Genomic DNA, 10385 nt, shown 5'->3' with positions numbered 1-10385 from the left:
TGACGCTGCCGGGCATCGCGGGCTTCGTCCTCACCATCGGGGCCGCAGTGGATGCCAATGTGCTCATCAACGAACGCATCCGCGAGGAACTTCGACGCGGCAAGCCGCTCGTCCCCGCGATCGAGACGGGCTACAAGGAAGCCTCCCGCGCCATCTTCGACGCCAATGTCACCAACGTGATTGCGGCCGTCATCATGTTCTGGTTCGGCTCCGGCCCGATCAAGGGCTTCGCGGTCGTCCTCACCATCGGGATCATCACCTCGGTGTTCACCGCCGTCACGGTCACGCGCCTGATGGTGTCCCTGTGGCTGCGCGCCAAGCGGCCGCAGACCGTGGTGCTGTAAGGGTTTATCCGATGAAACTGCTGAAGATCATCCCGGACAACACCAATATTCCGTTCCTGAAGTGGCGGAATGTGGCGATCTGGTTCTCCTTCGCCCTGATCGCGGCCTCCATCGCGCTGGTCGCCATCCGCGGGCTCAATTTCGGCGTCGATTTCGCCGGCGGCCTGATGATGGAAGTGCGGTTCGAACAGCCGGTCGAGCTGGACGAATTGCGCGAGACGGTGAATACCGCCGGTGCCGGAGACGGCAACCTGCAGACGTTCGGGGATCCGCGCACGGTCGCCATCCGGCTGCCGCTGCCGCCGGGCGACGACGCGGCTGTCCAGGCCGTGGTGAAGCAGGTCCAGGACAAGATCCGGGTCACCCACAAGGATGCCGAATTCCGCCGGGTGGAAACCGTGTCGGGCAAGGTTTCGGGCGAACTCATCCGCGATGGCGCGCTCGCCATGCTCCTCGCGATGATCGCCATCTCCATCTACATCTGGTTCCGTTTCGAATGGCAGTTCGGCGTCGGCGCGCTGTTCGCGCTGGTGCATGATGTCACGCTCACGCTGGGCTTTTTCGCGCTCACCCAGCTGGAATTCGATCTGAACATCGTCGCCGCGATCCTCACGATCATCGGCTATTCGCTGAACGACACCATCGTCGTCTATGACCGGATCCGGGAAAACCTGCGCAAGTACCGCAAGATGGACATGGCGGAACTGCTCAACCTCTCGATCAACGAAACCCTGTCGCGCACCATCGTCACCTCGGTTTCGATGATGATCGCGCTGGGCACGCTTGTCGTGCTGGGCGGATCGGTGCTGTTCGGCTTCTCCGTGGCGATGCTGCTGGGCATCTTCGTCGGCACCTTCTCCTCGATCTTCGTGGGCGCGCCGCTGCTGTTGTGGCTGGGCGTCACCTCCGACAGCTTCGTCGCCAACGAGGCGAGCGCGGAAGACCGGGTGAAGGCCAAGAAGGCCGCCGAACGCGGGCAGGTGTGATCCGGGGATGAGCGGCCTGAGGATGCAGGCCGGCCCCACCCGCATCGAGGGGCGCGCGAAAGACGGCTGGATCGTCGCCGGGCGGCTCTATCGCCCGGCGCTGCTGGTGACGGCGGCCTTCGCGGGCACGCTGCCCCGGCTCGATCTCGCGGCACTGGAAACCGTCCGGCTGCCGGATCTGGATGGCGTTGACCTGCTGCTGCTGGGCACGGGCGAGAGCCTGCGCCGCCCGCCCGCCGCCTTTGCAGACAGGCTGCGCGATCGCGGCTGGCGCGTGGAGCCCATGGACAGCCCATCCGCCGCGCGCACCTTCAACGTGCTGGCAGCCGAAGACCGGCTGGTGGGTGCGCTGATCCTTTAGGGGATCAGCGCGGTTACAGGGTCATTCCGCTGCGATCGCCGCCGCGCCATCTCCCAGAAGGCGGGCGCGGGCCGCGGCATATTCGCGCTTCAGCCGCCCGATCATTTCGGCGGCCGGCAGCACGGACTTCACTGCGCCGATGCCTTGCCCGGAGCCCCAGATGTCGCGCCAGGCCTTTGCGTCGGTGTTGCCGCCTGAGCCGAAGTTCATGGTGCTGTAGTCGCCCTTGGGCAGATTGTCCGGGTCCAGCCCCGCCGCCACGATCGAGGGGCGGAGGTAATTGCCCGAAACGCCGGTGAACAGGTCGGAATAGACGATGTCAGAGGCCGAGCCCTCGACGATCGCCTGCTTGTAGCGCTCGTCCGCACGCGCCTCGGTCGTCGCAATGAACGCCGAGCCCATATAGCCGAAATCGGCCCCCACGGCTTCCGCCGCCAGGATCGCCGCGCCCGTGCCCATCGCGCCCGAAAGCGCCAGCGGGCCATCGAACCATTCGCGGATCTCCGAGATCAGCGCAAAGGGGCTCAGCGTGCCGGCATGGCCGCCGGCGCCGGCTGCGACAGCGATGATGCCGTCCGCGCCCTTTTCGATCGCCTTCTTCGCGAACTTGTTGTTGATCACGTCGTGCAGCACAACGCCGCCATAGCTGTGGATCGCCTCGTTCACATCCTCGCGCGCGCCCAGCGAGGTGATGATCACGGGCACCTTGTACTTCACCACCAGTTCCAGATCGGCCATCAGGCGGTCCGTGGACTTGTGGACGATCAGGTTCACCGCATAGGGCGCGTCATCCGGGCCCAGTTCGGTCGAAAGCCGCTGCAGCCACTCTTCGAACTGCGGCAGCGGCCGGGCGTTCAGGCTGGGAAAGCTGCCGATCACGCCTGCCTTGCACTGGGCGATCACCAGATCCGGGTTGGAGATGATGAACAGCGGAGAGCCGATCAGCGGCAGCTGCATGCGGGCCTTCAGCTTTGCGGTGATCGGGTGCATTCGCGTCATCCTTCCATCTGTTTCAGCGGCACGCCGGCATCCGCCAGCAACGCCGGGCTTATGCGCGCGCCGCGCTCCACCAGCGCCTTGCCCTGCACATAGTCCTTCGGCGCGTTGATGCAGTCGAGCGCGATGACTGCGCCAGCCCTCAGATAGACGAGGGACCAGCTGCCGGAGGCCGGGTCGCCCCGCACCACCCACCCGTCATGGCCAATCGAAAGGCCAACCGTCTGCAGCTTCAGATCATATTGGTTCGACCAGAACCAGGGGCAGGCCCGATAGGGCTTCGCGCTATCGCCCTGCACGATGTGCGCAGCCGCGGCCTTCGCCATGTCCACCGCGTTCTGCACCGATTCCAGCCGGATCACCGCGCCGCCGGCAAAGGCATTGGCATGGGCCGCACAGTCACCGATGGCATAGACATGGGGAAGGTCGCTGCGGCAATGGCCGTCCACCGTCACCGCCTCCACGCCCAGCGGCGCGACAGAGGGGACAAGGCCGATGCCCGCGATCACCAGGTCGGCCGGCAGCAGGCGGCCATCGGCCAGCCGCACGCTGCTCACTCGGTGCGCGCCTTCCAGCGCCGCCACCTGGGCGTCCAGCAGGATCTCCACTCCATGCGCCTCATGCGCCGCCTTGTAGAAGGCGGAAACCGGCTCGGCCGCCACGCGCGCCAGCAGCCGGGGCTGCGCTTCCACCACCGTCACCTGCTTGCCCTGCTTCACCAGCACGGCGGCCGCTTCCAGCCCCACATAGCCGCCGCCGATGATCACGATGCGCTGCGCGATGTGCAGATCCGCCCGCAGGTCGTCGTCGTCGTGTCGGGTGCGGATCACATGCACCCCGCCAAGGTCCGCGCCGGGGCAGGCCAGCCGCCGGGCATGCCCACCTGCGGCCCAGATCAGCGTGCCGAAGGCGAAGATCCGCCCGTCGTCCGCCGTCGCCACGCCGCGGTCCACATGGGCGATGCGCGTCGCCGTCAGGATGCGGATGTCGCGCTCCGCCCAGAAGGCGGGCGGGCGCAACAGCAGCCGGTCGGCGGTCCGTTCGCCCGCCAGATAGTCCTTCGACAGCGGCGGCCGCTCATAGGGCAGGTCGGCTTCCTCGCCCACGATGGTGATGCGGCCTTCGAACCCCTCTTGCCTCAGGGAAATCGCCGCCTGCGCCCCGGCCTGGCCGGCGCCGACGATCAGGATGTTGGTCATGTCGGTCATTCGTCTGCATACACCTTGATTTCGGGTGCGGACCGGGCGCTGGCGCGGCCCCGGTACATCCCCGCCGAGTTGAAGCTGAACAGCCCGTCGCCCTTCGGGCCCATCACGATGACGCCCCCGTCACCGCCCAGGCTGCCCACTTCGGCCAGCGTCATGTCCGCCGCCTTCTGCAGCGGCTGGCCGCCGAAGCGCGCCGCATCGCAGATGCTGGCCGCCACGCGCACGCGGATGAAGATCTCGCCCGATCCCGTCGCAGAGATTGCGCCGCAGCGGTTGTCGGCCAGCGTGCCGGCGCCGATCAGCGGCGCGTCCCCCACGCGACCGGGGGCCTTGCCCGTCAGTCCGCCGGTGGAGGTGCCGGCCGCGACATTGCCCTTCACGTCCCGCGCGACGGCGCCCACCGTGCCCATGCGCGTCTCGGCCGGCATCAGCGCCGCGCCCTGGTTCTGCAGGCGCAGGTCATCCAGCTGCCGGCGCCGCCGTTCCGTCATGAAATGGCTGTTGGGCACCTGCACAAGCCCGTTTTCCCGCGCATATTCGTCGGTCGCCGGCCCGGCCAGGAACACATGCGGCCCCTTGTCCATCAGGGTGCGCGCCAGCGCGATCGGGCTCAGCGTGCTCTTCACGCCCGTCACCGCGCCCGCGCGCCGCGCCTCCCCCTCCATCATCGCGGCGTCCAGCTCGATGCTGCCGGCAGAGGTAAACACCGCGCCCACGCCCGCGTTGAACCAGGGCGAGGCCTCCAGCACCGCCACGGCGGCGACGACGGCATCGGTCGAGGGGCCGCCCCGGCGCAGCACGGCGGCGCCCGCATCCACCGCCTTCGCAAGATCGGCGCGGATCGCGGCATCGGCTTCGGGCGACAGCGAGCCCCGCTCGATCACGCCCGCGCCGCCATGGATGGCGATGGCCCAGTCCGCAGCGGGCGTAGCCGCCGGCAGCGGGGCCGCAGACAGGGTGGCGAGAAGGGCGGTGGACAACAGGAAGGTGCGCATGATGGAATCGCATAGCCCGCAGCCCACGCCCGCTCCAAGCCCTGAATCCACATGCCCGAAGGGCCGCTTTTGGCCAGACATGGACAGCCGGCAAATCCCGGTGCAGTCTCCCGCCCCAGGAAGGGAGCATTAACCATGACCAATCTGGTGGAGACGATCCTGTCCAGCCTGCCCGCCGAAACGGGGGACGTGCTGGGTGCGGCGCTTGGCGACAGCCCGGATGCCAGCTTCAAGGGCCTTTCGGCGGTCGTGCCGCTGCTGCTGGCCGCCTTTGCCGGGAAGGCTGCATCGGGCGCCGATCTCGGCGGACTTCTCTCCACCGTCGCGGGCGGGCTGGCGGGCGGCAACCCGCTGGACAATCCGGCCGCACTGCTGGGCGCCCCGGCATCCTCCGGCGGGCTGGGCGGGCTGGCCTCGCAGCTTCTGGGGTCCAATCTGGGGCCCATCGCGGCGGCGCTGGCCGGCCTGTTCGGGCTGAAGCCGGCAACCGTGAACAGCCTGATGTCGCTGGCCGGCCCGCTGCTGGCGGGCGGCATCGGCAAGGTGCTGGGGGCGACGCCGTCGGTCCCCGCGCTGCGCAACCTGCTGGTTTCCGAAAAGGACAGCTATGAAACCATGCTGCCCGCGCCGCTGCGCCAGCTGATCTCGCCGGCTGCCGCTGCGGCACCGGCCGCCGTGCCCACGGCCGCCAGTTCGGGCGGCGCAGGCTGGCTGAAATGGGCGCTGCTGGGCCTTGCCCTGCTGGCGCTCGCCTGGTGGGTGTTCGGCCGCGGCCAGAAGGACGAGGTTGCGCAGGTCCCGGCAGAGCCGGTCAGCGTGGAAACCGCAGCCGTGGAACCCGCCCCGGCCGCCGTGCCGGCAGGCGCGGGCGTCCTGTCCGAAGACAGGTCCGGCAAGCCGGTGCTCGTCGTGTTCTTCGATGTCGGCCGGTCAGAGGTGACGAACGATCTCGCTGCCGCATCCGCCGGCGTGAAGACCTATCTGGATGCGAACCCGGCGGCGAAGCTGTCGGTGTCGGGCTACAATGATCCGACAGGCGATGTCGCCGCCAACGCCGAGCTGTCGAAATCCCGGGCAGAGCAGGTGAAGGCCGCGCTGGTGGCCGCAGGCGTCGCGGCGGATCGGATCGATCTCGACAAGCCCGCCGAGGCGACAGACACGTCAGACAGCTATGCCGCCGCCCGGCGCGTGGAAGTGACGGTGAAGGACTAGGCATCGCTGACCAGCTGAACCGGGCCGGACGCCTGCGCCCGGCCCGGTTCAGAAGGCGATCTGGCCCACCAGATAGCTGACGACGATGGTGACAGAGGCGACCAGAAGCGTGCGGAGGATCGTGCGCGACACGTCCATATGGCCGGCGCGCGCGCCCACGATCGAGATCAGCGACAGCGAGAGGAGGACGGAAAACACGATCACCCACATCTCGATGCTGACCGGCAGATAATAGGCGATCGCGAAGGGAACCGCCGCCCCCAGCCCGAAGGCGAGTGCGGAGCCGATCCCCGAAATCACCACCTCCGCGCGGGAAATCAGCCGCAGGATGCCATGCTCCCGCTCCAGCGACGCCTTCAGGGGGGAGCGCACCATCAGCTCGTCGGCAACCTCGGTGGCCAGGTCCTCGCCCAGCCCCTTTTCCTCATAATAGTCGATCAGCTCCGCCCGCTCGGCGTCGGGCTGCTCGCGCAGTTCGGATCGCTCATGTTCGATCGCGCCCAGCTGCGCCTCCCGCTCGGCCGCCGTCTCGGACCATTTCGCCCCGCCCGCCGTCAGCATCCCCGCCACGATCGCAGCCGTCCCCGCGACAACCAGCGTCCCCTCGCTCGCGCCGGCGCCGGTGAAGCCCAGCAGGATGCCCGCAGTGCTGATGATCCCGTCCTGCGCGGCAAGGCTCCAGGTGCGGCGGGTCTGCGGATCACTTAGATACTGCCCCAGCTCGCCTTCGAATGTCCGTCCCCCCAAAACGCCCTCCCGCGGCGCGGCCTCGTCCTCCATTCTGCATCGCACAGCCGTCGGGCGGCTGTCGAGTTGGGCGAGGCGGGCCTGTCGATGCCCGCGTCCGGGCAGAGCCGGTCTATTCTGCAGCGGTGATGGGTAACGCCGGTCTGATCAGCCGCCCGTCATTGCAGCAAACCTGTTGGCAACATCGCCCTAATTCCCGCGGCCGCCTTCAACGCCTTTCGATTCGGCTGCAATGCGCGCATCGAACGCCTCGCGCTGCACGGAAAGGAAGGCCCGATAGCCTTCGGGATCGATCCACGCGGAAACGCCGTCCGTATTCGCTTTCGCCCGCTTGGCGTCGAAATCCATATATTCGGTGTGAGACGACAGCCATATGTCGGGCTTCAGGGCCCCGAGCGTCGCGAATGTGCGGCGATAATCGTCGACGATGCCCGGATAGTTCGGGTCTTTCAGGAGCCGATAGCCGGGATTGACCCCGGTCCCGTCGGGAAAGACGAACCTGAGCTTCCGCCCGTCCACCTCGGTATCCATCACAAAGGTCACGGCTGCGTTGGAATGGCCGGGCGTCTCCAGTGCCAGCAGCTCCACGCCGCCCAGACGGATGCGGTCGCCGCTTTTCAGCACCTTGTCCACGCGCACCGGATCATAGCGGAAGGCCGGCACCTTGCCGTAGAAATAGTCCTTCGTGCCGCCCGACTGCATCACCTCCACATCGGCGGCGCTGGAATAGACGGTGGCGTGGCTGAGGCCGACGACATGCGCGTGCCCCGCCACATGATCCACATGGCCGTGGTTGGTCAGCAGGATGCGCACATCCTCGGGCTTGAACCCCAGCTTGCGGATGGAGGCAGCGATCTCCGGCCCTGAACCCTGCATGGCCGTGTTGATCAGGATATGCCCTTCGGCGGTGGTGATCAGATAGACGCCGAGACCACGGGTGCCGACAAAATGAACCGGCCCGGCAATGGCGACCGGCTCTGCCGGCTCTTCCCAGTGCTTCGCCTTGGAGGCGCCGGTCACGAAGGCCTGCTGAAGCTTGTCGCTGCGGCCGAATTCCTCCCAGCTTGGCATCTTGTCTTGCGAGGCGACCGAACCGGCCGCCAGGATTCCTCCCGACAACAGGGCCGCCCGCAGAAGGCCAGCGCCAAATTTTCCGGAACCAACGGATTTCATTGTAGTTCCCCCGGCCCGGCAAGCCTGGTCAGCCTGCCTTCGTTTCAGGACTTTAGTCTGCCGCAAGAGGATTGAAAAGCATATTCATCCGGATGTATGAATATTGCATTGATTGTATGAACCGGCAGTACCAAGCATGAGGGCGCATGAAGACTGCATCCAGGCCCGTCACCAGTCCGCGGCAGCAGCGCAGCGTCGAGGCCCGGCAGCGCATCCTTGACGAAGCCTTGAAACAGTTTTCGATGGCCGGGTTCGATGGCGTGAGCATCCGCGACATCGCAGCGGCAGTTGGCATGCAGCATGGCGCGCTTCGCTATTATTTCGCCAACAAGGAACAGCTATGGCGCGAGGCGGTGCTCAGCATGTACCAACGCCAGCTGGAAGAGCTGCAAGCCCCACAGGGCGAAGACAGTCTGCCGATCCGCGAGCGGTTCCGCCGATTCCTGTGCCGCTACATCCGCTATTCCGCCCGCCACCCCGAGCATGCGCGCATCATCCTGCTGGAATCGGTGCAGGGCTCCGAGCGGCTGGACTGGGCGGCCCGGGAAGTCGTCCGGGCGCAGCACCAGCAGATGAAGCCGATGATGGAAGCGCTTGTCCGGGAGGGGTTGCTTCCCGACGTGCCGGTGCATGTGCTCATCTATGGTCTGGCGCCGCTGTGCTACGGCCCGTTCGTCGTCGCCCCCGAAATCCGGGCCGCCCACGGAACGGATCCCTTCGATGCGCGGCAGGTGGATTTGCACAGCGAGATGGTCTGCCAGCTGGTTCTCCGGCAACGGGCCGACGGCCCGGCTCAGGCTGCATTTCAACCGGATCAAACGGTTCTGGAAACTCCTGGAACCTCGTGAAACCGAGGTCTGGTGGCGGGGGCGGCTACCGTGATATTCGCAATAACATCCTGATATTAAATGAATAAAGCCAAGAATCCAATGGAATAATTACAACATATTTATAACGGATATTGTTGGTCAAATTTGACTACCACATCCGTAGCAGAACCCGTCCAACATGCAGTTTAAGATACCTTAAAACGCTGAGGTATCTCGCGCTCATCGGCGGCCTAAAAAGCTTCGTCATGCTGTGCTTGCATTTCTGACCCCCCGATATAGTCTAAAAAAGTGGTGCTTTGGGTGCCACCGAGGCGTGAGAACCTCGCTTGGGAGAATTGACGCCATGGCATCCGGCCGGGTGGCCGACGCGTATGTCCAGGTCGCTTGCGGCTAAAGGCGTCGGCGCATGTCTCAAGCATGTTCTCAACACCCGGCTCCCGCCGGCTCCGCTTCGAACCTTCGAACGGGGCAGGCATGGGCGACAGGCTGACCACTTTCCGGCGCACTTCTTTGCCCGACCTTACCGCAAGGGATGTCGGCGCATGCGCCTGATCCCGGATGAGATGGAAGCGCTGCTGACGCCGCGCCTTGCCGAAGGGGACCCGATCCCGCCCGATGACCGGTTGGCTGCAGGGTCCGTGCTGGCACTCGAAGACCTGTACCACTCGCAAAAGCCGCGGCTGCTGCGCTATTTTACGCGCTGGACTAACGGGCATCCTGTTCGTCAGACGCCCACCTTCGGCGATATCCTGCGCATAGGCCAGCAACCGCAGATGTTGCGCATTGCCTGGAAGCAGGTCTTCCGCCTGCTGCAGCCAAGTATGGCACCTTGGCGGACGGGCTGCATCAACGGCATCGCACGACAACAGCGAAGTATCCCGCGGCAGGCGGTGCGGCGCTTGGCTCAGTACGCGCCGGCACCGCCATGGGGTCTGCGGCCTCCGCTTCTTATCAGCTCGGCCAGAGCAGTGCCGGGACGTCGACCATCGGCGCTGGCATCGGCGGCCTGGCGCAGGCGGCGGGCGGCGCGATGCGGGAGAAGGCCGCGTCCGGCCTTGGTCTGGCCGACGCCGCGCGCCGGGGCCGGGATGGCGCCTGGGCGGCGATGAACGGCGGCAAGCCAGCGTCGGGAGGTTCCGATGTCGCGGCCGATGCAGCCCCGGCTTGGGCGCAGTCGCTGCGCCGCCAACAGGATAGCCGCCACCGGCGCCAGCTCGCCATGCACAGCCTGCAGCAGGGCGACCGCGGCGGTTCCTCCGCCACACCCGACATCCGTGAAAGGAACGACTGAGCCATGACCTTCAGACGCGCTGTCCAGCGATACGGACACACCCCGCAACCCGTCACACCCTATGCCCGCGCCGGGCAGGTCTGGGATGACCGCATCGGATCGGCCCGCGTTCAGGCCCGCAACTGGCGGCTGATGGCCTTCTGTTCGCTCGGCCTCGCGATTGGCATGGCAGGCGCCTTTGTCTGGCAGGCGCGCGAGAGCCGGGTCGTCCCCTATGTGGTCGAGGTCGACCGGCTGGGTGA

At 66.6% G+C, this 10385-nt stretch carries 12 protein-coding genes; 7 read left to right on the top strand and 5 right to left on the bottom strand.

The features are described 5' to 3' along the window. The 3 genes from ACE3O8_RS11015 to ACE3O8_RS11005 form a co-directional block, all read left to right on the top strand. A partial coding sequence (locus ACE3O8_RS11015; protein WP_374389687.1) for an MMPL family transporter occupies positions 1 to 344 on the top strand: 344 nt, incomplete at its 5' end. An 11-nt stretch (positions 345 to 355) separates the two neighbouring features. Beyond that, entirely contained in the window at positions 356 to 1330 is a 975-nt protein-coding gene (gene secF / locus ACE3O8_RS11010; RefSeq protein ID WP_374389685.1) for a protein translocase subunit SecF, read from the top strand. 7 nt (positions 1331 to 1337) lie between these two features. Beyond that, entirely contained in the window at positions 1338 to 1691 is a 354-nt protein-coding gene (locus ACE3O8_RS11005) for an MTH938/NDUFAF3 family protein (RefSeq protein WP_374389683.1), read from the top strand. Between the two features lie 21 nt (positions 1692 to 1712). On the opposite strand, the gene ACE3O8_RS11000 is transcribed toward ACE3O8_RS11005, so the two are convergent. The 3 genes from ACE3O8_RS11000 to ACE3O8_RS10990 are packed head-to-tail and all read right to left on the bottom strand — an operon-like array spanning position 1713 to position 4890. Continuing rightward, positions 1713 to 2690: an NAD(P)H-dependent flavin oxidoreductase gene (locus tag ACE3O8_RS11000; protein ID WP_374389681.1), complete on the bottom strand. Its 978-nt coding sequence runs from the start codon at positions 2688 to 2690 to the stop codon at positions 1713 to 1715. Next, positions 2687 to 3895, bottom strand: coding sequence for an NAD(P)/FAD-dependent oxidoreductase (locus ACE3O8_RS10995; protein ID WP_374389679.1), 1209 nt, complete (start codon positions 3893 to 3895; stop codon positions 2687 to 2689). The genes ACE3O8_RS11000 and ACE3O8_RS10995 overlap by 4 nt, the downstream gene beginning before the upstream one ends. Next, a complete protein-coding gene (locus ACE3O8_RS10990; protein WP_374389677.1) occupies positions 3892 to 4890 on the bottom strand; it encodes an isoaspartyl peptidase/L-asparaginase family protein in 999 nt (332 codons plus the stop codon). The genes ACE3O8_RS10995 and ACE3O8_RS10990 overlap by 4 nt, the downstream gene beginning before the upstream one ends. A gap of 135 nt (positions 4891 to 5025) precedes the next feature. On the opposite strand from ACE3O8_RS10990, the gene ACE3O8_RS10985 reads away from it, so the two are divergent. Then, complete coding sequence (locus tag ACE3O8_RS10985; RefSeq protein ID WP_374389675.1) at positions 5026 to 6102, top strand: DUF937 domain-containing protein; 1077 nt, start codon at positions 5026 to 5028, stop codon at positions 6100 to 6102. 48 nt (positions 6103 to 6150) lie between these two features. Here ACE3O8_RS10985 and ACE3O8_RS10980 read toward each other — a convergent pair whose 3' ends face one another. Together ACE3O8_RS10980 and bla are read right to left on the bottom strand one after the other, a co-directional pair. Continuing rightward, positions 6151 to 6849 carry a VIT1/CCC1 transporter family protein gene (locus tag ACE3O8_RS10980; protein WP_374389673.1) on the bottom strand — a complete coding sequence of 233 codons (699 nt, stop codon included), beginning with the start codon at positions 6847 to 6849 and terminating at the stop codon, positions 6151 to 6153. A gap of 189 nt (positions 6850 to 7038) precedes the next feature. Next, complete coding sequence (gene bla / locus ACE3O8_RS10975; RefSeq protein WP_374389672.1) at positions 7039 to 7968, bottom strand: subclass B3 metallo-beta-lactamase; 930 nt, start codon at positions 7966 to 7968, stop codon at positions 7039 to 7041. A 200-nt stretch (positions 7969 to 8168) separates the two neighbouring features. On the opposite strand from bla, the gene ACE3O8_RS10970 reads away from it, so the two are divergent. The 3 genes from ACE3O8_RS10970 to ACE3O8_RS10960 all read left to right on the top strand — a co-directional run. After that, on the top strand, positions 8169 to 8870 hold the full coding sequence (locus ACE3O8_RS10970) for a TetR/AcrR family transcriptional regulator (RefSeq protein ID WP_374389670.1): 702 nt from the start codon (positions 8169 to 8171) through the stop codon (positions 8868 to 8870). A gap of 811 nt (positions 8871 to 9681) precedes the next feature. Then, complete coding sequence (locus ACE3O8_RS10965; protein WP_374389668.1) at positions 9682 to 10143, top strand: hypothetical protein; 462 nt, start codon at positions 9682 to 9684, stop codon at positions 10141 to 10143. 3 nt (positions 10144 to 10146) lie between these two features. Next, positions 10147 to 10385, top strand: a 239-nt coding sequence (locus ACE3O8_RS10960; RefSeq protein WP_374389666.1) for a VirB8/TrbF family protein, incomplete at its 3' end; no start/stop codon positions are given.

The organism is Sandaracinobacter sp. (assembly GCF_041909755.1).
Taxonomy (GTDB): Bacteria; Pseudomonadota; Alphaproteobacteria; order Sphingomonadales; family Sphingomonadaceae; genus Sandaracinobacteroides.
This window is presented reverse-complemented; position numbering and strand designations above follow the sequence as displayed.

Coding starts and splice junctions, on each gene's coding strand:
- ACE3O8_RS10995 (WP_374389679.1), bottom strand. CDS start 3,895: ATGACCGACATGACCAACATCCTGATCGTCGGCGCCGGCCAGGCCGGG.
- secF (WP_374389685.1), top strand. CDS start 356: ATGAAACTGCTGAAGATCATCCCGGACAACACCAATATTCCGTTCCTG.
- ACE3O8_RS11005 (WP_374389683.1), top strand. CDS start 1,338: ATGAGCGGCCTGAGGATGCAGGCCGGCCCCACCCGCATCGAGGGGCGC.
- ACE3O8_RS10985 (WP_374389675.1), top strand. CDS start 5,026: ATGACCAATCTGGTGGAGACGATCCTGTCCAGCCTGCCCGCCGAAACG.
- ACE3O8_RS10990 (WP_374389677.1), bottom strand. CDS start 4,890: ATGCGCACCTTCCTGTTGTCCACCGCCCTTCTCGCCACCCTGTCTGCG.
- ACE3O8_RS11000 (WP_374389681.1), bottom strand. CDS start 2,690: ATGACGCGAATGCACCCGATCACCGCAAAGCTGAAGGCCCGCATGCAG.
- ACE3O8_RS10970 (WP_374389670.1), top strand. CDS start 8,169: ATGAAGACTGCATCCAGGCCCGTCACCAGTCCGCGGCAGCAGCGCAGC.